General features: G+C 44.7%; 19 protein-coding genes. 11 read left to right on the top strand and 8 right to left on the bottom strand.

Translation table 11 applies throughout. The features are described 5' to 3' along the window. Positions 1–83: 83 nt before the first annotated feature. Entirely contained in the window at positions 84–896 is an 813-nt protein-coding gene (locus JMX03_RS04880; RefSeq protein ID WP_201594901.1) for an alpha/beta fold hydrolase, read from the bottom strand. Positions 897–1,431: 535 nt separating this feature from the next. Between JMX03_RS04880 and JMX03_RS04875 the strand changes: the two genes are divergently transcribed. Beyond that, positions 1,432–2,229: an enoyl-CoA hydratase/isomerase family protein gene (locus JMX03_RS04875; protein ID WP_201594899.1), complete on the top strand. Its 798-nt coding sequence runs from the start codon at positions 1,432–1,434 to the stop codon at positions 2,227–2,229. 130 nt (positions 2,230–2,359) lie between these two features. Here JMX03_RS04875 and JMX03_RS04870 read toward each other — a convergent pair whose 3' ends face one another. The 3 genes from JMX03_RS04870 to acnB all read right to left on the bottom strand — a co-directional run bounded on the left by JMX03_RS04870 (position 2,360) and on the right by acnB (position 6,209). Beyond that, complete coding sequence (locus JMX03_RS04870; protein ID WP_227695329.1) at positions 2,360–2,803, bottom strand: PACE efflux transporter; 444 nt, start codon at positions 2,801–2,803, stop codon at positions 2,360–2,362. Between the two features lie 173 nt (positions 2,804–2,976). Continuing rightward, on the bottom strand, positions 2,977–3,405 hold the full coding sequence (locus tag JMX03_RS04865; protein WP_201575179.1) for a DUF805 domain-containing protein: 429 nt from the start codon (positions 3,403–3,405) through the stop codon (positions 2,977–2,979). Between the two features lie 200 nt (positions 3,406–3,605). Beyond that, complete coding sequence (gene acnB / locus JMX03_RS04860) at positions 3,606–6,209, bottom strand: bifunctional aconitate hydratase 2/2-methylisocitrate dehydratase (RefSeq protein WP_201594897.1); 2,604 nt, start codon at positions 6,207–6,209, stop codon at positions 3,606–3,608. A 395-nt stretch (positions 6,210–6,604) separates the two neighbouring features. Between acnB and JMX03_RS04855 the strand changes: the two genes are divergently transcribed. The 3 genes from JMX03_RS04855 (at position 6,605) to JMX03_RS04845 (ending at position 8,990) form a co-directional block, all read left to right on the top strand. After that, positions 6,605–6,997: a carboxymuconolactone decarboxylase family protein gene (locus JMX03_RS04855; RefSeq protein WP_201575181.1), complete on the top strand. Its 393-nt coding sequence runs from the start codon at positions 6,605–6,607 to the stop codon at positions 6,995–6,997. 161 nt (positions 6,998–7,158) lie between these two features. Continuing rightward, positions 7,159–8,202, top strand: coding sequence for a lipoyl synthase (lipA, locus tag JMX03_RS04850; RefSeq protein ID WP_201575182.1), 1,044 nt, complete (start codon positions 7,159–7,161; stop codon positions 8,200–8,202). A gap of 314 nt (positions 8,203–8,516) precedes the next feature. Further along, positions 8,517–8,990, top strand: coding sequence for a GFA family protein (locus JMX03_RS04845; RefSeq protein WP_201594895.1), 474 nt, complete (start codon positions 8,517–8,519; stop codon positions 8,988–8,990). 113 nt (positions 8,991–9,103) lie between these two features. Here the strand turns inward: JMX03_RS04845 and JMX03_RS04840 are convergent, their stop codons facing one another. From JMX03_RS04840 to JMX03_RS04830, 3 genes are read right to left on the bottom strand one after another with little or no spacing between them, the layout of a single operon-like run. Continuing rightward, entirely contained in the window at positions 9,104–11,098 is a 1,995-nt protein-coding gene (locus JMX03_RS04840; RefSeq protein WP_201577414.1) for a TRAP transporter permease, read from the bottom strand. A 46-nt stretch (positions 11,099–11,144) separates the two neighbouring features. After that, entirely contained in the window at positions 11,145–11,720 is a 576-nt protein-coding gene (locus JMX03_RS04835) for a DUF1850 domain-containing protein (RefSeq protein WP_201594893.1), read from the bottom strand. Beyond that, positions 11,698–12,729, bottom strand: a complete 1,032-nt coding sequence (locus tag JMX03_RS04830) for a TAXI family TRAP transporter solute-binding subunit (protein ID WP_201575185.1) — start codon at positions 12,727–12,729, stop codon at positions 11,698–11,700. The genes JMX03_RS04835 and JMX03_RS04830 overlap by 23 nt, the downstream gene beginning before the upstream one ends. Before the next feature lie 446 nt (positions 12,730–13,175). Between JMX03_RS04830 and JMX03_RS04825 the strand changes: the two genes are divergently transcribed. The 7 genes from JMX03_RS04825 to JMX03_RS04795 all read left to right on the top strand — a co-directional run bounded on the left by JMX03_RS04825 (position 13,176) and on the right by JMX03_RS04795 (position 21,372). Further along, a complete protein-coding gene (locus tag JMX03_RS04825) occupies positions 13,176–14,936 on the top strand; it encodes an amidohydrolase (RefSeq protein ID WP_227695321.1) in 1,761 nt (586 codons plus the stop codon). 96 nt (positions 14,937–15,032) lie between these two features. Beyond that, positions 15,033–15,962, top strand: coding sequence for an alpha/beta fold hydrolase (locus JMX03_RS04820; RefSeq protein WP_201594891.1), 930 nt, complete (start codon positions 15,033–15,035; stop codon positions 15,960–15,962). A gap of 137 nt (positions 15,963–16,099) precedes the next feature. Next, positions 16,100–16,921 (top strand): 2,3,4,5-tetrahydropyridine-2,6-dicarboxylate N-succinyltransferase, encoded by an 822-nt coding sequence (dapD, locus tag JMX03_RS04815; RefSeq protein WP_201594889.1) that lies wholly within the window; start codon positions 16,100–16,102, stop codon positions 16,919–16,921. A 147-nt stretch (positions 16,922–17,068) separates the two neighbouring features. Then, complete coding sequence (gene lhgO, locus JMX03_RS04810) at positions 17,069–18,286, top strand: L-2-hydroxyglutarate oxidase (RefSeq protein ID WP_201594887.1); 1,218 nt, start codon at positions 17,069–17,071, stop codon at positions 18,284–18,286. A 496-nt stretch (positions 18,287–18,782) separates the two neighbouring features. Beyond that, positions 18,783–19,523 carry a 7-carboxy-7-deazaguanine synthase QueE gene (gene queE / locus JMX03_RS04805; RefSeq protein WP_201594885.1) on the top strand — a complete coding sequence of 247 codons (741 nt, stop codon included), beginning with the start codon at positions 18,783–18,785 and terminating at the stop codon, positions 19,521–19,523. Between the two features lie 61 nt (positions 19,524–19,584). Then, positions 19,585–20,643 (top strand): multidrug resistance efflux transporter family protein, encoded by a 1,059-nt coding sequence (locus JMX03_RS04800; protein WP_201594883.1) that lies wholly within the window; start codon positions 19,585–19,587, stop codon positions 20,641–20,643. Positions 20,644–20,736: 93 nt separating this feature from the next. Continuing rightward, positions 20,737–21,372: a trimeric intracellular cation channel family protein gene (locus tag JMX03_RS04795; protein WP_201594881.1), complete on the top strand. Its 636-nt coding sequence runs from the start codon at positions 20,737–20,739 to the stop codon at positions 21,370–21,372. Here JMX03_RS04795 and recJ read toward each other — a convergent pair. Next, positions 21,369–23,216 (bottom strand): single-stranded-DNA-specific exonuclease RecJ, encoded by a 1,848-nt coding sequence (gene recJ, locus JMX03_RS04790; protein ID WP_201594879.1) that lies wholly within the window; start codon positions 23,214–23,216, stop codon positions 21,369–21,371. The genes JMX03_RS04795 and recJ overlap by 4 nt on opposite strands. Positions 23,217–23,304 lie beyond the last annotated feature (88 nt).

The following is a 23,304-nucleotide window of genomic DNA, read 5'->3' as shown; positions in this document are numbered from 1 at the left end:
AATCTAACTTCGATGTCAATTTAAAAAGCCGCTATTATTTTTGATAGCGGCTTTTTATTTGGACGTGTGCTCATTTTCAAACGCTATACACAGCATTCTAAAAACTGACTCATTACTCGATTGATCTGCTCGGGCTCTTCTACCGTTGCAGTATGGCCAGCGCCTTTGATGACTGCCAGTTTAGAGCCTGCAACTGCAAAATGCATACGTTCTGATTTGGCATAAGGCGTCGCTGCATCTTCATCACCGACCACAATCAGTGTCGGCGTGTTAATATCGCCAAGCTGCTCATAAGTCCCTGAGCGTTCTATGACACCCAGTGTGGCCTTTATCACACCAGTCTTATGATTGTCTTGCATCAGCGCCAACCATTCTTTACATTCAGGTCTGCGCGCCTTATCTGCCAAAAAACTACTGCCAAACATGATAGGCAGCACCTTTTTGCTCACACGCCTCATGCCCAGCCAGCGAATCGCAGTCATCAGCTTTCGATACTTTGGTATGTTTGTTGGATCTTCAGGATCGGCTGAAGTTGCTATTAACATTAGTGACAATAAAAGCTCTGGCCGCTTGATAGCGATGCGCTGTCCAATAAAACCACCCATCGATAGCCCAACAAAATGACACTTATCAATATTGAGTGCTGAGAGCAGCTCAAGGGTATCTTCAGTCAAAGTTTCCATATCATAGCCAGACTTGGTAATTTGCGACTGCCCTTGCCCGCGAAAGTCAAAAGCAATGCAGCGATACTTATCTTGAAAATACGCCACCTGTCTGTCATACATTCGTGTACTCCACAGCAGTCCATGCGCAAACACCATAACGGGCTTTTGCGTATCATCTGGTGCACTGTCTTCGTAATAAATATTGACATCATTTACCTGAATATGGGGCATAGTTACTTCCTTATATTGCCATCATTTATATTGAAAAGTGATTAGCGCAACGCTAATTTACTTTAGCATAAACACACTGTTTATTTAATGAAAACCATCATTGATATAGTAAATTTTAAACAACGAGAGTACAGCCATTACGGCGTGCTACTGGTATAAATTTTCCTTGCTTGCTGTGCGACTTTGTCACTCCAGAGGCTGCACAAAATTCATCCCAGTAGCACTGTATTTATTTTATAGTTGCTGAAATATAGTAACGTTTTTTACTGTTTATATTCAATGGCTGTGTTTTGAAGAACTATTGGGCGATGAAATCTTCGATGTTTCTTGTGCCTATTCACATTTTATTAGGACATATTGCAAGACGTACAAGTGTGTCTTTAGCGCCTACAAAACCTGCTTTTATAATCAGGGCAAGCTGCTATAGTATTCAACACTAGTCATTAACATTAGTAATTAGCACTGACCCATTTGTTACATTAGTTTTTATTTACCATCAACTTTCATATAGCCATACAGAATAAGGAAATCCAAGATGTCAGCATCTCTTATCGAGTACCAAAGCGAAAACCATATTGCTACCATCACGCTAAATGACCCAAAAAGCCTGAATGCGTTTAGCACACCTCTAAAAGCAGACGTCTTAAAAGCGCTAGATGCAGCTGAAGCTGATGAGAACGTGCGTGTGATTGTCTTGCAGGGTGCAGGCGGTAACTTTTCAAGCGGTGGCGATATCAAAGAGATGCTGTCTGAGGGTATCGATAAGGAAGTGATCTCAAATAAACTAAAAGGCATGGTAGAAGGCGCTGGAGAAGTCAGCTTAAAGCTGCGTAAAATCCATAAGCCAATTATTGCCAAACTAGAAGGCGCGGTTGCAGGCGCAGGTATGAACTTGGCCCTAACTTGCGATTTTCGTATCACCGCAGATAATGCGAAGTTTGTGCAAGCGTTTGTACACATCGGCCTCGTACCTGATGCTGGCGGTGTATACTTATTAAATCAATTAGTTGGTCCGGCTAAGACCACTGAGCTTGTGATGCTTGGCGACAAAATCAGCGCGAAAGACATGGCTGACTTAAATTTGGTCAACCAAGTGGTAGCGGCGGAAGAGCTTGATGCCGCAGTATTAAAGCTTGCCTCTCGTCTGAGTGCACTGCCAGGTAAGGCGCTCTCTAGCATGAAAGACATGCTCAATACTCACGCTTACTCAGGCTTGAATGAAGCACTCGATATGGAAGTGCACCAACAAGCAAGATTGGCTAAAACTGATGATTTCATTGAGGGTGTTACCGCATTTATTGAAAAGCGCAAGCCCGTTTATCAAGGTAAATAATAGATTAGGGTGTCTCCTAATAAAACTCAGGTTTGCAATATCATTAAAAAGGCTGCCAATTGGCAGCCTTTTATTTGGGTAAAACCCTATAGAAAATGCTCAGTACCATTATCATGAGTCTAATGACACATTAAGTGGCAGAAGCTGTCTTATATTGATGCGGTAAGGTAAATATCTTGTCAAAGATTAAGGTAAAGATAAAAGTATAAACCAAGAAGAAGAGCAGTAATGCCGCCTCCATCGTAAAGGCTTTTATCACACTCACATCGTACCAAATCATATAAAGTGGTAGGCAAATTAAAACCAATCCGCCTTCAAAACCCAAAGCATGAATACTACGTATCCAAAATGTGCGCTTGGTCACATGCTTGCGACGCTCCCAAGCTTCAAAAGCGGTGTTATAAATAAAGTTCCAGATGACCGCTGCCAATGAAACCATTACAGCGACTGGTAAGGATTCTGCCGCATCACCACCACTAAGCAGCATCAGGACAAAGGTAGATGCAATGATGGCGATAATTTCAAAGATAATCACATAGACGATGCGACGTTTGAGCGGGGATAAAGTAATCAACCAAAACTCCAAAGCACATAAGTTTATAAGTGCATGATCAAAGTATCGGTCCGTCCCGAGATAGAAAAGATAGATTAAGTGCAGAGCCACGGTTTCCGCCTGCGCTTATATTATACCTAAGATCATGAAAGAAATCAGCTGCTGCACTTATCGTCTAATTGGCAAGGAAGCGCTTATTTTGCTGGCGGACCCCATTGATTGGTTTCACGCTTGGTATCGCTCACCAAAAATACCAATAATATGATAGAGCCTATCAAAGGTAAAATGGATATCAAAAACCACCATCCTGAACGACTGGTATCGTGCAACCTGCGAACAGTCACTGCCAAACCTGGCAAAAATAAACCAAGTGCTACAACCACATAAAACAGCCCTGTTTCTGAGTCAAATATCATGCTATCTAACATCATCGCTACAAAAAACAGACCCATTTGTACCAATACGAAATACCAATATTCTTTACGTCTAGCACGACCAGAGAAGTTAACGTAATTTCTCAAGCCTTTTTTAAACCAATCAATAATCCCGTAGTTTGCTTCCGCAGCATGATTATTATTGACAGTATTCTGTGGTAAGGGTGGCGGCGTCGCTTTATCAAGCATATTTCTATTTTCCATAGGTTAAGTGATTCGCAGTCTCTAAAATGAGAGTTGGTAATCAAAGGTAAATGAGCGACTTTGATTATAAGCACTCAATAAAGGTTTGCAAACCGTTATCGTTGTATTTTAAATTTATAAAAAAACCCCGCATCATTCCGATACGGGGTTTATTTTTATCTTACTAATTAGCTTTAAGGCAAATATTAAGTCAACTGAGCAACGTTAATTTTATCCGCTTCTTCAGTGTACTCTTCCATACGGTCGAAGTTCATGTACTGATACACTTCTTCGCCCATGCTGTTGAGCATGCCAGCGTACTGCTGATACTCTTCATTGGTAGGCAGTTTACCAAGTACCGCTGCGACTGCTGCAAGTTCTGCAGACGCTAGATAAACGTCAGCGCCTTGACCTAGACGGTTCGGGAAGTTACGCGTTGAGGTCGATACCGCAGTAGAGTTCGGTGCGATACGTGCTTGGTTACCCATACATAGTGAACAACCAGGCATTTCAGTACGAGCGCCGGCTTGAGCGTAAATGTTGTAGTAACCTTCTTCCATCAATTGACGCGCATCCATTTTGGTTGGTGGCGCAATCCATAGACGAGTTTTGAGGCTACCTGCTGGTACGTCTTGCAAGAGTTTACCGGCAGCGCGGAAGTGACCGATGTTGGTCATACATGAACCGATGAATACTTCATCAATGGTATCACCAGCCACATCGCCTAAGGTTTTTGCATCGTCTGGATCGTTCGGGCAGCAAAGGATAGGCTCTTTGATCTCAGACATGTCGATAATCATGTCGATGGCGTATTCTGCATCTTCGTCAGCACGCATGAGGCTTGGGTTTGCGAGCCACTCTTGCATTTGCTCGATACGACGGCTAATAGTACGCGCATCGCCATAGCCTTCTGAGATCATCCACTTAAGTAGAGTGATGTTTGAGTTTAGATACTCAGTCACTGACTCTTCAGATAGCGTGATAGTACAACCAGCAGCACTACGCTCAGCTGAGGCATCAGATAGCTCAAACGCTTGCTCAGCGGTTAGGTCTTCTAAGCCTTCAATTTCAAGAATACGACCGTTGAACTCGTTGATTTTACCTTTCTTATCAACAGTCAATAGACCTTCTTTGATTGCTTGATAAGGAATCGCATGGACTAAGTCACGTAGCGTGATACCAGGCTGACGCTCGCCAACGAAGCGGACACGCACAGACTCAGGCATATCAAGTGGCATAACACCAGTCGCTGCTGCGAATGCAACCAGACCAGAACCAGCTGGGAACGAGATACCCATTGGGAAACGAGTATGCGAGTCACCACCAGTACCAACGGTATCTGGAAGTAGCATACGGTTCAACCACGAGTGAATGATGCCATCGCCCGGACGTAAGCTGACGCCGCCACGGTTCATGATGAAGTCAGGTAGGGTGTGCTGAGTCTCAACGTCAACTGGCTTTGGATAAGCCGCCGTATGACAGAATGACTGCATCACTAGATCTGCTTGGAAGCCCAAACATGCCAAATCTTTTAACTCATCACGGGTCATCGGACCTGTGGTATCTTGCGACCCGACCGTAGTCATTTTTGGTTCACAGTACATACCCGGACGTACGCCTTCTAGGCCACAAGCTTTACCAACCATTTTCTGTGCAAGCGTGAAGCCTTTGCCAGTATCAGCTGGCTCTTCTGGCTTAGCAAATACGTCTGAATGACCAAGACCCATGTACTCACGAGCACGGTTAGTCAGGCCACGACCAACGATTAATGGAATACGGCCACCAGCACGAACTTCATCAAGCAGTGTTGGTGAGTTTAGCTTGAACGTTGACAACACTTCATCAGAGTCATGCTTTGTGATTTTGCCTTCGTACGGATAGATGTCAAATACATCACCCATGTTTAGCTTATCAACCGCTACTTTTTCGATTGGCAATGCACCAGAATCTTCCATAGTGTTAAAGAAGATAGGAGCGATGTTGTTACCCAATACTAAACCGCCGCCGCGCTTATTTGGCACGTTAGGAATGTCTTCACCCATGAGCCACAGTACTGAGTTGGTCGCAGACTTACGGCTAGAACCCGTACCAACAACGTCACCAACATAGGCAAGTGGATGGCCTTTTTCTTTTAGCGCTTCGATCTGCTTCATTGGACCAACAACGCCCTCTTCGTCAGCAGTGATGCCGTCGCGAGAGTTTTTGTGCATGGCTAATGAATGCAATGGGATGTCAGGACGGCTCCACGCATCTTGCGCAGGTGACAAGTCATCCGTGTTGGTTTCGCCAGTCACTTTAAACGTCGTGTAAGTCGATTTCTGTGGTACTTCTGGACGGTTTAGGAACCATTCAGCATCGGCCCAAGACTGAACGACTTCTTTTGCGATGTCATTACCAGCTTCGGCTTTTTCAGTGACGTCATTGAATGCGTCAAATACCAACAAGGTCTTTTTTAACGCTTCGGCTGCGTCTTGTGCAACATCGGCATCATCTAATGCAGAGACTAATGGCTGAACGTTGTAGCCACCTTGCATAGTACCTAAGATTTCAACAGCTTTTTTCTTGCTAATAAGTGGTGATGAAGCTTCACCCTTGAGGATAGCGGCTAAAAATGCAGCTTTAACATAAGCAGCTTGGTCAACACCGGCTGGGATACGGTTTTCTAACAAATTCATTAAGAACTCATTTTCGCCCGCTGGTGGGTTTTTGAGTAGCTCAACCAATTCTGCTACCTGCTTCTCATTCAGTGGAAGGGGTACAGTTCCTAGCTCAGCACGTTCTGCGACATGTTTACGATAAGCTTCTAACACAATAGTCGTCCTCGTCGGTTGGTGATCAGCACATTACGTGAGTAGTCAGTATGACTGCCTGCGTTGATGCACTATATTGAATAATTATCCCCGCTAATATAGCCTATAATGGCTAAAAAGTTAATGGGGCGAGGGCAAAATCACTCACATAGCCAACATTTATTATAAAAATGGGTGGTATCAATCAGGTGATTGTAGAGCCTTTTTAGCTCATCCCGCTCTTTTATATTCCAGCCCAGCCCTACCTACTTTTAATATCTTCAAGATGAGGTTAACCAAAATCAAGGTGGCTGTTATACTTCTAGCAAATGATATTTGGCAAATAACAGCGCACAAAAAACGAGACCAACAGCGATAGCTTTTATGGTTTATTGAATTTAAAAAAGGATGACAGTATGGACAAGCCCTCTAATTATGAAAATGGACTAAAAGTGCGCACCGAAGTGATGGGCAAGGCACATGTAAAACGCTCTCTTGACTCTGCAACACCGTTTACCCAGCCTCTACAAGACTGGATCATTGAGCATGCTTGGGGCAGTACTTGGCAAGATGATTCAGTCCTGCCGCGTAAGTATCGCTCTCTAATCACCATCGCTTTTTTAATCGCTCAAAAAAGCCCAAATGAGCTAAAAGGACATATCCGCGGCGCGATCAATAACGGTGCAAGTGTCGCTGAGATTCGAGAAGTATTAATGCACAGTCTACCTTACTGCGGTGCGCCTGCTACCCAAGAGGCGTTTCGTGCCGCCATAGAAATACTGAATGAGCTAGACATAGATATCGATTAATAAAGCTAGGGTAAAGAGATGAGCTATAGTAAGAGCAAGCATTCTTAACAAGATTGATTAAGCGCCTAGCGCTTATTATCTGCTATAATATCTCAACTCATAAAACATACTGATAATTCCATAAACCCTTACTATACAGAGGGTTAAGAGATGATTTAATTATGACAACTGCCGTCCAAACCCATGTCCCTGCTGCCAGAGCAAAGCCCAAAAAAGCCGTTCAAGGCGAAAAGCTACGTGGCTACGACAAAGTAGCACGTATCCCTATTAAGGTTATTCCGACTGTCGAAGCGAAGAAAAAGCCAGACTGGATTCGGGTAAAGATGTCTTCACCTGCTGAGGTGGCGCGTATCAAAGCCACCTTGCGCGAGCAAAAGCTCTATACCGTCTGTGAAGAAGCCGCCTGTCCAAACTTGCCGCAGTGCTTTGCTGATGGTACGGCCACCTTTATGATTATGGGTGATATCTGTACCCGTCGTTGTCCGTTCTGCGATGTGGCACATGGTCGTCCGAATAATCTTGATCCTGATGAGCCGCGTCATACTGCTGAGACGATCCAAGGTCTGGGGCTCAAATATGCCGTTATTACCTCTGTCGATCGTGATGATCTCAAAGATGGCGGCGCGCAGCATTTCGTTGATGTCCTCAATGAATCAAGAGCGCTTAGCCCAAACTGCTTGATTGAGATACTCGTACCAGACTTTCGTGGGCGTATGGACGTCGCGCTAGACTTATTGTGTGAGACGCCGCCAGATGTCTTTAATCACAACATCGAAACAGTGCCACGTCTGTATAAAGCCTTCCGTCCAGGTTCTGACTATCAGCACTCGCTAGATTTGCTCAAGCTTTATAAAGAGCGTCGCCCTGATATTGCGACCAAGTGCGGGTTTATGGTTGGTCTTGGCGAGACCGAAGAAGAGATTTATGCGCTGCTTGATGACCTAAAGGCGCATGACGTAGACATGATTACTATTGGTCAGTATCTACAACCTAGTAAGAACCATGCCCCAGTTGACCGCTACGTGCATCCAGACGAGTTTCAGCGTTATATGGATTATGGCAAAAAGATTGGCTTCTTTAGTATTTGGGCAGGCCCGATGGTACGCTCAAGCTATTTTGCTGACCGTCAGTACTATGGCGAAGATTGCCCAGCGCCCATTCGTAGCAAAAAAGCATTAGAAGCTGAAGGCAAACTTGGTTGTTAATATTCGACTGATTAAGCCATTTATTAAAAGCTATTGATATAAAAAGGAGACTCACAAAGGTCTCCTTTTTTATTGCGCTCTATTCAAAGCACCTACACTCGCAAATGAGAATAGTGCTATATTTTAAATATAACTCCGCTTTCAACTATTTAAGATTATTTGCGTAGGCTGTGGCTTTAGCCCAGCATTATAACTTTGCAGAAGTAAGTTGCTGGGCTAAAGCCACAGCCTACAATGGTGCATATTAAATTGAGAGTCAGGTAAATATAGTAAATTAATACCACTCTTACTTCCTATTAAAAAAGGACTGACCAATGAGCAGCAAATTTATCCCACAAGAAGGCTCTTGCTACTGTTTTAGCAATACTTATATGATTAACAATACCCCCATTGGCCGCTTTATCTGTCACTGCAGTATTTGCCAAGAATTCACAGGCCAAGCTTATAATGATGTGACGATTTTACTTAAGTCAGATGTGAGTCAGTTAAACCTCATCAGAACCAAATTTCGCCGCTGGAAACTCCCGCCAAATATTAGCCGCGGGCTTTGTACGCGCTGTAATAAACCCAGCATAGAGATGGCATTGGGTGGCAGCCTCATCTTGGTACCGACCACCAACTACCCTGATATAGCTGCATTGCCTGAGCCGACCATGCATCTGTTTTATAATCGCCGTGCCAGCGATATGGACGATGACTTGCCCAAGTACAATGGCTTTGTACAAAGTCAGGCAATAATCGTGAAAGCGCTTGCGCAGGGCCTATATAAAAGAGTGGCTAAACGCTAGTGGCTGTTTTTAGAGTCCAGTTTTCAAGCTTAGAATGTCAAAAGGGTGAGTAACAGATTTTGTTACTCACCCTTTTGACATTAACCAACCTCTTAATATAGATATCTAACGCTTTAAACCGTTAAAGTAGGCGTTGGCTTCTCGGCTGTTTTTATATTAAATAACGCAATAATGACGACTACCACCGCGCCTACTATACCAGTCGTAATCTCAGGATAAATCAGTAATAAAGCCCCAGCTGCCAGTATTACACGAGTCAGTGGGTTCATTGCACCTTTAAAATACCCTTCTAACGCGGCACTTAGCGCAATGACACCAGTGACCGAAGTCAATACTACCGTTATGATATCCATCACAGGCGGTAGCGGGAAGTCCTTGGCAGTGACGGCCAAACCAGTTGGGTCTATCATCAGCATAGTGGGACTATAGATGAACATAAAGGGCACGATGAATCCAGCCAGTGCCAGTTTTAATGATAAAAATCCTGTCTTCATCGGATCGCCACCTGAGATACCCGCGCCCGCAAAGGCTGCCAAACACACAGGCGGTGTAATATTGGCAAAAATACCAAAATAAAACACAAACATATGCGCTGATAAAATCGGAATATCAAACCCTGCTAGAGCTGGTGCAGCCATGGTTGCCGTAATAATGTAGGCAGGAATAGACGGTAGCCCCATGCCCAATACCATCGATGCAAGCATCGTCAAAATAAGCGTAAGGAATAATGATCCTGCACCAAGCGTCACGATAGAGGAAGTCATCACCGTACCAAAACTGGTCAAGCTGACAACACCAATAATAACGCCAACCACCGCACAAGCTGCCATCACGGCGAGCGACTGTCGAGCGCCATCTTCAAGAGCGCCCAAAATATCAGCAACTCCCATTCTGGTCTCTTTGCGTATCATACTGATGGCGACTGTGAAGCCAATGGTATAAGCAGCAGCGTAGCCTACTGGTACGTTCTCAATCAATAAATAAATCAAAAACACAATCGGCAGCAGCATATGACCGCGCGCTTTTAGCACCGCTTTTACTTGTGGTAAATTCTCTTTGGCGATACCTTTTAGGTCGCGGCGCCCTGCACGAAAGTGCACCTGTGCAATGACCCCTAAATAGTACAGCACCGCTGGTAATAATGCTGCCAGCGCAATCGTACTATAGGGCAGACCTGTAGTCTCTGCCATGATAAAAGCACTGGCGCCCATGATGGGTGGCAATATCTGCCCGCCCACTGAGGCACTCGCCTCTACTGCCCCTGCAAAGTCTTTTTCGTAGCCAACCTTTTTCATCAGCGGGATGGTAAATGCGCCCGTACTGACGACGTTTGACAAGGCTGAGCCATTGATACTACCCATAAACCCACTTGAGATGACCGCTACCTTGGCAGGGCCGCCTTTTTTGTCACCCGCTAGCGCGAGTGCCAAATCATTAAACAACTGCCCCATTCCAGAACGCGATAAAAAGGCGCCAAATAGAATAAACAAAAAGATGAAAGTAACCGAGGCACCAATCGCCACAGAATACAAACCTTCCGTCTTTAAAAATAACTGACCGAAAATATCACCCATATCATAAGGACGTGTGAGAAGCCGATCAGGCATAAAATCTAAATGACTGACAAACGGATAAGCCAAAAATATCGATGCCAGTATAGGCAAAATCCAGCCCGTAATCCGACGACTGCCTTCAAGCACACAAATCACGGTGATGATAGAAAATATGACATCGACCTGATTGGCCATGCCGCCACGCGAGGTAACGATGTCTTGATACTCATATATCAGATAACCCATACCAGATAAGGACAACGCAAACCAAATCCAGTCATACCAAGCCACCTGCTTGCGGCTGCTTTTCTTGCTGGCGGGAAAAATCAAAAATATTAATGCAAACCCAACGCCTACGTGCACAGAACGCTGTAGCAGTGCTGGCATGGGATTAAAGGTGATATACAAATGAAAGATAGAATATAAAATACAAATGATTGCGATAAAGTATTTTACGGGTCCTTGGGTAATGTTGCGGGTAATTGACTCTCGATCATACTTTTCTAGTATGGCTCGGTTATGAGCTTCTGTCTCAGCATCAGTCGCCTTATCCATATCAGGTTGCTCAGACAAGCTAGCAGTGCTGTTCAGCCTAGTATCATCATCTGGTCGAGCCGTCGCGCTGCCCTGATCCATCACTTGAGAATTCATGACAAAAGTCCTTTTTTAATCTATCAATTAGACCATACGCCTTGGGCGTAATAGTGACTGCGGAATAATCTGGCAGCCATTGATGAATCAAAAACTGACGGTTGCCATAATTAATCTCACCTTTGGTGAGCCTTGAGACTACCCAATCCAAATTGGGTAGCCTTTCATTGATTTGATAACCCAGATATCCAGGTTTTTGTATTGCAGCCAATGTTTCGGTTGAGGGGGTACCGGCGCCGAACGCCTCAAAATAAGTGGTGGTCAATAGCAGTCCAGCGCTCTCACGTTGATACTGCTCCTCCCACCACTGTTTTTCTACTGAGTGCATCCAGCGTAGCTCAAAATTGGGTTCGACAAAATAACAGACACTTTTATCAGTCTCACCAAATACCACACCTTCCTCTACCCTGACTTCAATGACAGACTGAGGTGATGAGGTTATCCATAGTATTAAAAAAACCAACGCCACACTCAGTGCTGCGCCAGTTAATACCCATAGATACCTACTTGGCTGCTTGCTCGTCATAGTATTTTTTAGCCCCAGGATGAATGGGCGCTACCATACCTACGTTAGCAGTTTCTAAAGTAATGTCATTGGCCGCTTGGTGGGCAGTTTTTAGGCCTTCTAAGTTCTCAAATAACGTTTTCGTCAGCTTATAGCCATCATCTTCAGACAAATCAGAGCTTACTAATAAGGCGTTCATAATGGCTGCAGTCGGAATCGCTGCTTCATTGCCATAAGTGCCCACAGGGATCTCAAAGGTTTTGAAATAAGGTTTGGTCGCAATGATTTCATTGAGCTTATCTTGATTAATCGTTACCAACTGCAAGTCTAAACCTTGCTCAAGCTCCATCAGTGACGAGTTTGGTAGACCACTGCTAAAGAACGCCGCTTCAATTTTACCCGCTTTCATACCATCAGCTGCTTCAGCGAAACCTAAGTAATCAACCGTAACGTCGTCATAAGTAATGCCAAATCCTTCTAATAACGTACGCGCATTCACTTCAGTTCCAGAGCCTTGATCGCCAACAGCGATACGCTTGCCGCGCAAGTCCTCGATATTCATGATACCAGAGCCTTGAGTAGTGACGATTTGTACCACGTTCGGGTACAGGACAGCAATTTGCTGGATATTATCTATCGGCTGCTCAAAGTTGTTTTCACCAGCCACCGCATCTGTGACCACATCACTCAGCGCCAACACCATATCAACTTTGCCTTGGGTTAGTAGGTTGACGTTTTCTACTGAGGCACCAGTCGTTTGGGTTTTTGAGTTGACGCCAAAGGTTTTGACATAGACTTCTGATAAGGAAGTACCAATAATATTGTAAGGGCCAGACGCGCCCCCTGTCGCTATGGTCAGAAACTTAGTATCAAGCTTATCATTAGCGGTGGCCGCGGTAGATTCTGGCTCACCAGCGACTGCTGAATCATCAACGCTCGCCGTTTCATTTTCTGAATTTGAGCACGCAGTGAACGCCATACTAGACGCGATCATTGCCGTGATTAGAGATAGTTTGGTGATAGATTTCATATTTTCCTTCCTTGATAAAATAGAACAAAGTAGTGTTACACAAAACACTCATTCATCATAACATTATAATAAGTGATAAATCTGCATTGAATAACATCCTAAATCAGAATCTGTTATTCAACATAAATCTACTGTAATTGTAAATATAATAAAAATTATCTCTAAAAACCAAGGATTGTTTCACCATGCAAAACCTACTTTCACATTATTAAACATTATTTAAACAAAATTCACACGTTTTGTAAACCTTTATCAGAACATATGTTGGGGGCATTTTAATTTATTTACGCTGAACGTTAGACATAAATTCCCATAAATTGCAGCCACAATTTGCTCAATAATTTTTATCTCCATCAGAAATAGGCAAATATTGTCTTTATGCCCTTCTGTTATAATAAGACCCTACTCACGGAACGACTTCTAAAAAAATAACTAAGGAAATAATAATGACGATAAGCATGTTGGCTAAACCAACTTTATTAAGCCTTGGGTTGATGAGCATAATTGGTTGTACGACCAATCAAGCCGTTAATCAAACAGCAAATCAACCAATGACGCAAACGGCAGCGAGCCAAGCGACCGTTTATTACAATGGCGATATTATTACGATGGCAAGCGATGAACCAGAAATGGTAGAAGCCTTAGTGACCAAAGCAGGCAAGATCGCCTATGTCGGTAGCCTAACCGAGGCACAAAACAAGTATAAAAGCGCTGCGCAAGTCAACTTAAAAAACCAAACTTTGCTACCAAGCTTTATCGATCCGCACAGCCATTTTGGACTGGTGTCCAATACCATGGGGCAAGCGAACCTCAATCCACCACCCATCGGTGATGTCGATAGTATAGATAAAATGCTGCAAACGCTAAAAGCTTACAAAGAGGACAATAGCATTGCCGATGGCGAATGGATATTTGCATGGGGCTATGATGAGACGCAACTGAGCGAGGAGCGTCATCCGACCAAAGATGAGATCGACAGTGTGTTGCCAAATAATCCCGTTTATCTTCAGCATACCAGTGGTCATATGGGCGTCGCCAATTCTAAAGGCTTAGCGGCTATGAATATCACCGCTGACAGCCAAGCGCCCGCTGGTGGTAATATCGCCCGAGTGGCAGGCTCCAATGAGCCAAATGGTTTGGTACAAGAAACGGCAATGTATCCGTTTATGTACAACCTGCTGCAGATAATGACGCCCAAACAAGCTCAGTTCTTTGAGCAAACTCAAGATTATTATGCCAAAAACGGCGTGACCACCGCCAATGATGGCTCAACCACGCGCGATGCTATTGAGTTTTTCCAGTCACAAGCGGATGCAGGCAAGCTCAAAATTGACTTGATAGCATTGGCAGGCGTTAGCGACTTGGATGAAAACTTAGCGGATAAAAACTTTAGATGGAAAACCTATCAGAATGGCTTTAAAGTGCAAGGCACCAAAATCATCGCTGACGGCTCACCGCAAGGCAAAACTGCCTACTTTACCGAGCCTTATCTGACGCCAGTTGCAGATTGTAAGAGTGATTGCCGAGGGCTGCCGAGCATCAGTCAAGATGAGATGAACGAGATGTTTGTAAATGCTTATCAGCGTGACAATCAATTATTTATCCATAATAATGGCGATGCCGCAACCGATATGATTCTCAAAGCGCACGAACATGCGGTTAAAGAGACGGGACAAGCCGCTGATAAAGACCGCCGCATTGTACCCATTCATACGCAGTTTGTGCGCCCCGACCAGCTACAAGCCTTTAAAAAGTACAATATGCTGCCGTCATTCTTTACCAATCATGCCTATTTTTGGGGCGATGTGCACGTCCAAAACTTAGGCGAAAAACGCGCCTACTTTTCAAGCCCAATTGCGACAGCGGATAAAATGGGAATCATATATACTAACCATTCTGATGATACCGTAACGCCATTAGACCCTTTGTTTTCAGTGTGGTCAGCAGTCAATCGCACGTCACGCTCAGGCAACATCATCGGTCAAGAAGAGCGAGCCACGCCCTATCAAGCATTAAAAGCCATTACCAGCCATGCCGCTTATGAGTTTTTTGAAGAAGACAGCAAAGGCAGCTTGGTCGAAGGTAAGCTTGCTGATTTGGTCATTTTAGACGCCAACCCATTGACGGTAGATAGCGATAAAATTCGTGATATCAAAGTGATAAAAACAATCAAAGAGGGTAAGACCATTTATCAGAGCCCTTTATAATAAGCGTTTTTAGCGGATACCTCTTTATTTTATCTATCGTTATCTTATCTATTGTTAGTCCAGTTTTTAGATCATTACCCATTTAAGGAATTGCCTATGTTTACCTCCGAGCAAATCATCTCCTCTGACAAAATCCATTATCTACATCATCGTTTTTTTGAGCCAAAAGATGACAACGTCAAAGCCACCTTGCTGATAGTCCATGGTATGGCAGAGCACAGCGGTCGTTATGCAGACTTTGCACAGTTCTTAGCGGATAATGGAATAGCAGTGGCCACTTATGATCAGCTCGGTCATGGAAAAACGGTAAAAACACCTGAAGGGCTTGGCTTTATTGCAAGCGAACATCCAGTACAGACCTTATTAAAGGATGTCATCGTCATGGCAGACACCTTAAAACGTCGTCATCCAAAGGTGCCACACTTTATCATGGGCCACTCCATGGGCTCATTTATCGTGCGTACGGTGCTCAAGCATCATGCCCAAGATTTTGCTGGTGCTATCTTGATGGGTACGTCCGATGCCAATCCCTTGATAAAGGCGATATTACCTATCAATGGTATCCTAGCAAAAACCTCACCGAAAAAGCCCAATAGCGTGTTTGCCGATCTCATGAATAAGATACTCAATAGCAAGCTTGATAATCGCATCTCTGCCTCGAAGTTTGCGTGGCTCAATGAAGATCCTGCTGCTATTGAAGCTTATGAAGCCGATCCTTTAACAGGCTTTGACTTTACCAATAATGGCTTTTTAACTTTATTCACTCTAATGCAAGCAGGCGTTCATAAAGGTTGGGCAAGTACCATTAACAAGGACTTCCCGATGCTGTTTGTCAGCGGTGAAAACGATCCTATCGGTAATATGGGGCGCGGTATTCGTAATATAATCAACCACTTGCACAAGCAAGGATTTAACAAAACAGACGCGCGCTTATACCCTAACATGCGTCACGAACCTCTACACGAGCAGCACCATACCATGGTCTACCAAGATATCTTAAGCTGGCTACATCATCTAAGTAAGTAGCGGTTACTGTGATGGTTTGCTAAACTTGCTAAATTAATGACAATACAGCAAGCCATTTTTTAGTCTAAGCCGTACGATTCATTTAAATATAAAGTTCACGTTCATTTACCCCTACCCACTGCCTATTAGGAATATTTATGTCATTGCAACAAACCATCGAACAAGCCTTTGAAAACCGTAACGATTACAGCCCGGCTACTATGCCACAAGACGTACGCGACGCCATTAATGAAGTGCTTGAACAACTAGGCAATGGTAGCTTGCGTGTCGCTGAAAAGAAAGAGGGTGAATGGGTCGTCAATCAGTGGGCAAAAAAGGCAGTATTATTATCATTCCGCCTAAATGATAACTACGTCCAACCAGCTGGCGAACATGTGCAGTTCTATGACAAAGTACCCACTAAGTTTGCGGACTGGACTGAAGCACAGTTCAAAGAAGCTGGCGTACGTGTTGTGCCACCAGCTGTTGCACGTAAAGGCTCTTATATCGCAGCGGGTGCAGTACTTATGCCTTCATATATCAACATTGGTGCTTATGTCGATCAAGGCGCGATGGTTGATACGTGGGCAACCGTTGGCTCATGTGCTCAAATCGGTAAAAACGTCCATCTATCAGGCGGCGTCGGTATTGGCGGCGTACTTGAGCCACTGCAGGCCAACCCAACTATTATTGAAGACAACTGCTTCATCGGTGCGCGCTCTGAGATCGTTGAAGGCGTAATCGTAGAAGAAGGTGCAGTCATCTCTATGGGTGTCTACATCGGCCAATCTACGCGTATCTATGATCGTGAAACTGGCGAGATCCATCGCGGCCGTGTACCAGCTGGCTCAGTTGTGGTACCAGGTAGCTTGCCATCAGAAGATGGTACGCACAGCCTGTATGCTGCTATTATTGTAAAGAAGGTCGATGCACAAACCCGTGCAAAAACTTCAGTGAATGAGCTATTACGCCTGGCATAAATATAGAATCTGTTAAATATAGTTTAAAAAAGCCGACTTACGCCAAGTCGGCTTTTTTCTAAGTTATTGGTGGTTATATACGTTACCTACTGTCTACTTTTAAACGGCTGATCATTTACTTTCAAACGGCTCATCAGGGGAATTGATATGATAAACAAGCACTATGCCATCATTGGGGGAGGCATCAATGGACTTGCTGTAGCACGGCAACTACTTTTGGATTTTCCAGAATCTAAAGTCACAGTGTTTGAAAAAGAAGATGGCGTAGCTCAGCATCAATCAAGCCATAACTCTGGCGTCGTACATGCTGGCCTTTATTATGAACCTGGTGGTCTTAAAGCGCGCTTATGTCGCCGAGGTGCTGAACTAGTCAAACAATATTGCTTAGAAAATAATATTGCCTATGATGAATGCGGAAAAGTAGTCGTAGCATTAAACGTAGTCGAAGAAGCTAGGTTAGAGAGCATTTATCAAAAAGCGATCGCCAATCAGGTGCCAGATGTTCGCATGCTAAATGCCGAAGAGATTAAAGAGATTGAGCCCAATTGTATTGGTACTAAAGCCCTCTACTCTCCGCGTACCGCTATCGTAAGTTATGGGGATATTGCCAAAAAAATTGCTGAAGAGATTCAGCAAAAAGGCGGGCATATTATTCTCGGAAAAAAAGTCGTTCGTTTAACGGAGAAAAATAATAAGGTTACTGTGCATTTATCAGGTAGTCCTTCAAACAATGAACGGTACGATAATGATTTCGATCAGGTGATTAGTTGTGCCGGCTTACAGTCTGATCGGTTAGCAGCTGGCTCAGGTGATACAGAAACACCCAAAATAGTGCCTTTTTTTGGTCAATATTACGTGATTGATGAAACTTACAAAGCCCATGTCAAAGGTTTGATTTATCCTGTGCCCGATCCTAATTATCCGTTTTTAGGCGTCCACTTTACCAAGCGCATTGATGGCCAAATGACTATAGGGCCAAACGCATTTATCTCTTTGGGTCGTGAAAACTACAGTGGTAAAGATTATAATGCTGCAGATATTTATGATTTTCTTACTTATAAAGGCTTTTGGAAATTTTCGTCGAAAAATATGCCTGCGGCCATGCGTGAGCTACGTACGGTGTTGAGTCAAACGAACTTCGTCGAACAAGCTGCTAAATATGTACCTTCTCTAGCGAAAGTTTCCGTAACACCTGCTACCAGAGGAATCCGTGCCCAAGCAATGGAGGCTGACGGTTCTTTAGTGGACGACTTTGTTATTAGAAAACAGGGCAATATTACCCATATTCGTAACGCACCATCGCCAGGTGCAACCTCATCCTTAGCGATTGCCGAATATATTGTCAGAGAAGTCATGACGCATTGATAAGCATCAGAGCCAGTATCATCTAATCTTAAGACGTTTGTATATGCGACCATGGTACTGACAGAGACTTTTTGGGTTTAATATGAGCGCTTACGTTATAATCTCTCTTTTATTTAAACATGACAGTATTTAAGCATATAGTTGATACACTTTAAAACCGATACAGTGCTACTGGGATAAATTTTGCGCAGCATCGAACAGCGCGAAGTGCACAGCAAGCAAGGAAAATTTGTACCAGTAGCACGACAATATCAATGTATCGATTTTATTTCGAATTGACACCAAACCCAAAAAGTGCGATTAACTTTGTCAAACTTGCTAAGCCTACTAGGTGTAGTGCTTGCGCAGGTTTTCCGCGTTACTCTAATTTTTGGAAATGGTATGACTATAGATAAGCACTAAGTGTTTATACCTGCTATCAAAATGAGCTCCCCTCTTATCTTCGTTGATAAATGTTTAAACGCTTTATCAACCCTTAACCGTATTTGAAAATATTATGACTGAGCTATCTTTACGCAACGCTACCATCCCCGTCACTGATCCTGAAGCTGGTCTTCGCCTGACTGAGATTTTTTATTCATTGCAAGGTGAAGCCTTGACCTCAGGTCTGCCAACGATATTTGTACGCCTAACAGGCTGCCCGCTACGCTGCGTATATTGTGACACCGAATACGCCTTTAGTGGCGGTGAGCGCCAGTCGTTAGAAGCCATTATCGACATCATCAAAAGCTACCCGTGTAAGCGCATCTGTCTGACTGGCGGCGAGCCCCTTGCCCAGCCAAACGCTATTGAACTTATGAAACGCTTACTGGCCGACGGTTATGAGATATCGCTTGAGACCGCAGGCGCACTCACTGTCGAAAACGTCCCGCCAGCCGTCAGTAAAGTGATGGATCTCAAAACCCCAAGCTCTGGCGAAGCAGATAAAAACCTATGGTCAAATCTCGACTACCTGACTCAACATGACCAAATCAAGTTTGTCATTATGAATCGCACCGATTATGACTGGGCGAAAGAAAAGCTGTTTGAGCATAAGCTAAATGAACTCGTCGGTACCGTTTGGTTTTCGCCGATGTTCAATGTTACAGAGGATGTCACTACTAGTAAAGAAATAACCAGCCCTGACGTGCCCGTACTGGCACGAGAGCTTGCAGAGTGGATGTTGGCTGATGCTTTGCCTGTGCGTTTCCAATTGCAACTGCACAAAATCATTTGGGCAGATGCCAAAGGCAAATAACGAGCGCAGAAAATACAAATAAATATCGCTGCTCACCTCAAAATCGTTACAAGGATGCAAAATGGTCAGACTGATTTTACTGGGCTTATTGGCTGGCGCGTTTTTTAGCTCAACCTTTATTTTAAACGAGCTCATGAGCGCAGCAGGTGGCCATTGGTTCTGGTCTGCAAGTCTACGTTATGTATTTATGTGGCTCATCCTCACTGCCATTATCGTTAAGCAACACGGCTTTGCGCGCATTAAACAGTTAGCGACTATTTTTTGGCAGCATTGGCGATTTTGGTGCGTGACCGGAAGTATTGGCTTTGGGGTTTTTTATACTGGCATTTGCTATGCAGCTGACCATGTCGCAGGTTGGGTGGTCGCCGCGACTTTTATGTTCACTGTCGTCGCCAGCTTGCTCGTGCTACTGGCGTTTGGCCAGCGCTTCGATAAAAAGTTTATTGGTTACGCGCTACTGGTCTTCATTGGTGTGGTACTGGTCAATGTCAGCGAAGGCCTCCGTGCCTCTGCTCTGGCCGATATCAATGCTGCGCCAATGGCAGAAGTACTGCTTTATGGTGCATTGCCTGCGTTAGTAGCGGCTTTTAGCTATCCCATCGGTAACCAATTGGTCTGGCAAGTCTCTTTTAATGCCAAGAAAATCAATGCTATGCAGCAGCAAGCAAGCGAAACTGACACCATGCAGTCTAGCAACTCCCTTGCTGTCCAACCTCAGTCTTTACTGCAAACACTCATCGCACGCGTTCCTACCATCGAAACGCCACTATTGCAAAATGCCTTTAATAAAGTATGGCTAATGACTGTTGGTAGTTTGCCTTTCTGGTTGCTTTTGGGCATGATAGTGCGACCTGAAGCGCCCGATACTTCACAGCTATTTAACACCTTGCTTATCGCGTTACTGGCAGGGGTTGCAGCGACGACCATCTTTTTGTACGCGCGTGAGCAAGCACAGACTTCAAGTGAAGTTGCGGGTGTTGACTCAACCCAAGCCAGCGAAGTGGTATTTGCGTTGATTGGTGGTATATTGCTCTTAGGTAATGCTTTACCTTCAGCGATGGGACTGGTTGGTATCGCTCTGATTATGCTGGGACTGATATTGTTTGCAAAAGATGGCTAAACAGCATTCTCATGTTAAGTCGACGCCTTCCAAATCATTATAGAATTTTCAAGCACCCATCCATTTTAACGGTCACTACTTGGTAATATAACCATGGTTAATGATTTAATATTCCCTGACATCTTATTGTATCTACTGGATATGGTGGGCGTGATTGCTTGCGCTATTGCCGGTACTTTACTGGCGCAGCATAAAGGCTTTGATGTCACAGGTTGTATCTTAGTATCCATGGCCAATGCTGTTGGCGGCGGTACTTTGCGCGATTTGGCACTGGAGCGCCATCCACTATTTTGGATGACAGATCTTAACTACATGTTTGTCATCACGGCAACCTCTCTTATCCTGCAGACCTTTTTCCATCTTTATCATAAAATTGATAGAGCGGTTAAATTGTTTGATGCTATTGGTCTTGCTGCCTTTAGCGTTATCGGTTTTAAAGTAGCTTTGAACCAAGACATGTCATCACTGATTGCCATTATGATGGGCGTCTGGACGGCGATTATCGGTGGCTTATTACGTGATATTATCTGTAATCAGATACCACTGGTACTGCAGCGTGAAATATATATCACCGCCAGCATTGTTGGCTCAGTGGCGTACTTATTGCTGGATTACTTGGGTGTGCATGCAGGCGTCAATGAATTTATCATGCTCGGTATTATTTTTTGGGTACGTATGTTGGCATTGCGTTTCGACTGGCATCTGCCGTCTATCCGCTTAGTGGATTAAGGTTTAACGACTGCTAAATCCTTCACCATCAGCTGCAAGCTTTGTTTGCCATTCCACTCGTTGATGTCAAGCTCAAATAATACATGCACTTGCTCAGCGCGATAGTCCCAAACTTCACTATCAAAATTAAAATAAATCGCCTCTATCGGATACTGCACATCAGGATAGCGCAGTGAAAGTTTGAGATGCTTATCTTTTAAAACTTTAAAGCTAAGCACCTCAAACACTCCATCAAATATCGGCGGCGCAAAGCCATGCCCCCAAATGCTGGCATTGGCTAAATGCTCAGCGAACCATAAGCTAAAGTCACTGGCTTGTAGCGCCCCATCGGTGAATTTTTGCTCGGCAAACACTTCATCATCTATCTCTGCCATGACTTCATCAAAAGCACGCACAAAGCCATCGAAGTTCCCACGCTTAAGAGTCAAGCCAGCTGCCATCGCATGACCACCAAAGTGACTGATTAAGTCAGGATGGCGCTCAGCAACTTGCTCAATCGCATCACGGATATGCACGCCAGCGATAGAGCGTGCTGAGCCTTTAATCGCATCGTCGTCACCCGTTCGCTGTGTGTCTGCTGGCGCAAAGACGATACTTGGCAAATAATGACTTTCTTTTAGACGTCCAGCGACGATACCGATGACGCCTTGATGCCAATCGTCTTGATATAAAATAATACTGCGATTGCTATTATTATTAGGTTGGCTGTTAGGTTTATGGTTAACAGAGCGAGCATGGCTAATTATTTCATCATTATTGGCGTCAGAATGGCTGTCGTCAGAACAGTTGCTGTTAGAGTCATCAGCAGCCAACGCCTGCACGATACTATCCGCTTGCGCACGCATCTCGCCTTCTACCTGACGGCGCGTGCGGTTGAGCTGCTCAAGCTCCTGCGCCAGACGCTGAGCTGTGCTCCAGTCTTCCGTCAATAAGCATTCAATACCGATGCGCATATTATCCATGCGTCCCGCGGCATTAATACGCGGCCCTAAGACAAAACCAAAATCCTGCGCATGCAGTTGCTTGGGGTCACGGCCTGCTTGCTCAAGCAGTGCTAATATACCTAGGCCGCAGCGTCCCTGTCGGATAGCGTTCAGCCCATGATGTACTAGAATGCGGTTGTTTTTATCGAGTACGCCAACGTCTGCAATCGTCCCAAGCGCGACCAAGTCGAGATATTGACTGACCTGTACAGTGGACTTGCCCGCCTCACGGCGCAGCTTTGCCTGTCGCCCCAGCACATAAAACGCCACGCCCACTCCAACCAATGCCTTACTGGTAAAGTTGCAATCAAGCTGGTTTGGGTTGACCACGGCCTCAGCAGGCGGTGTCTCTTTGGTGGTGAGGTGATGATCGGTAATGATGACGATAATACCATCAGCCTGTGCACGGGCGACGCCTTCACGACTTGAGATACCATTATCCACCGTCACTATCATGTCGGGCTGATAGGTTTCAATGCCCAACTCGACAATCTCAGGCGTCAGACCATAGCCGTATTTGAAGCGATCAGGGACTAGGAAATCAACGACCGCGCCCATGGCAGTCAAAGCACGCATCATCAGCGCGGTACTGGTCGCACCATCACAGTCGAAGTCACCGACGATCAAAATTCGCTGAGCCTCATCAATCGCCGCATCTAGTAGACGCACTGCGGTCGTGACACCGTGCAGCATCTCAGCGGGCAATAAACCTGACAGTCCAGTTTCAAGCTCATCAGGCGTCGTGATACCGCGACCAGCATAAAGCCTGGCAAGCGTCACTGATTGAGCGGCAAGGGGTTGCAATGCGGCGGGCAACTCGTCAATGCGAGTGCCAGTATAACGGGGAATCAAATTTAGCATGAGCGTATTCTACTGGCTTTGTCGCAGGGTCACAATGGCAATTTATAGCGTCTCGGTATAGCCTTCATCATTGCATCACATTGCTTTG

Source organism: Psychrobacter fulvigenes (genome assembly GCF_904846155.1).
Lineage (GTDB): Bacteria > Pseudomonadota > Gammaproteobacteria > Pseudomonadales > Moraxellaceae > Psychrobacter > Psychrobacter fulvigenes.
Note: the sequence above shows the minus strand (reverse complement) of the source record. Positions and strands in the feature narration are given on the sequence as shown.

What these genes read in the sequence shown, in the direction of transcription:
- JMX03_RS04875 (WP_201594899.1), top strand. Translation starts at nt 1,432, where the DNA reads ATGTCAGCATCTCTTATCGAGTACCAAAGCGAAAACCATATTGCTACC.
- JMX03_RS04880 (WP_201594901.1), bottom strand. Translation starts at nt 896, where the DNA reads ATGCCCCATATTCAGGTAAATGATGTCAATATTTATTACGAAGACAGT.
- JMX03_RS04865 (WP_201575179.1), bottom strand. Translation starts at nt 3,405, where the DNA reads ATGCTTGATAAAGCGACGCCGCCACCCTTACCACAGAATACTGTCAAT.
- lipA (WP_201575182.1), top strand. Translation starts at nt 7,159, where the DNA reads ATGACAACTGCCGTCCAAACCCATGTCCCTGCTGCCAGAGCAAAGCCC.
- JMX03_RS04825 (WP_227695321.1), top strand. Translation starts at nt 13,176, where the DNA reads ATGACGATAAGCATGTTGGCTAAACCAACTTTATTAAGCCTTGGGTTG.
- JMX03_RS04820 (WP_201594891.1), top strand. Translation starts at nt 15,033, where the DNA reads ATGTTTACCTCCGAGCAAATCATCTCCTCTGACAAAATCCATTATCTA.
- JMX03_RS04795 (WP_201594881.1), top strand. Translation starts at nt 20,737, where the DNA reads ATGGTTAATGATTTAATATTCCCTGACATCTTATTGTATCTACTGGAT.
- JMX03_RS04830 (WP_201575185.1), bottom strand. Translation starts at nt 12,729, where the DNA reads ATGAAATCTATCACCAAACTATCTCTAATCACGGCAATGATCGCGTCT.
- lhgO (WP_201594887.1), top strand. Translation starts at nt 17,069, where the DNA reads ATGATAAACAAGCACTATGCCATCATTGGGGGAGGCATCAATGGACTT.
- JMX03_RS04835 (WP_201594893.1), bottom strand. Translation starts at nt 11,720, where the DNA reads ATGACGAGCAAGCAGCCAAGTAGGTATCTATGGGTATTAACTGGCGCA.
- JMX03_RS04855 (WP_201575181.1), top strand. Translation starts at nt 6,605, where the DNA reads ATGGACAAGCCCTCTAATTATGAAAATGGACTAAAAGTGCGCACCGAA.
- JMX03_RS04800 (WP_201594883.1), top strand. Translation starts at nt 19,585, where the DNA reads ATGGTCAGACTGATTTTACTGGGCTTATTGGCTGGCGCGTTTTTTAGC.
- JMX03_RS04845 (WP_201594895.1), top strand. Translation starts at nt 8,517, where the DNA reads ATGAGCAGCAAATTTATCCCACAAGAAGGCTCTTGCTACTGTTTTAGC.
- queE (WP_201594885.1), top strand. Translation starts at nt 18,783, where the DNA reads ATGACTGAGCTATCTTTACGCAACGCTACCATCCCCGTCACTGATCCT.
- dapD (WP_201594889.1), top strand. Translation starts at nt 16,100, where the DNA reads ATGTCATTGCAACAAACCATCGAACAAGCCTTTGAAAACCGTAACGAT.
- JMX03_RS04840 (WP_201577414.1), bottom strand. Translation starts at nt 11,098, where the DNA reads ATGGATAAGGCGACTGATGCTGAGACAGAAGCTCATAACCGAGCCATA.
- recJ (WP_201594879.1), bottom strand. Translation starts at nt 23,216, where the DNA reads ATGCTAAATTTGATTCCCCGTTATACTGGCACTCGCATTGACGAGTTG.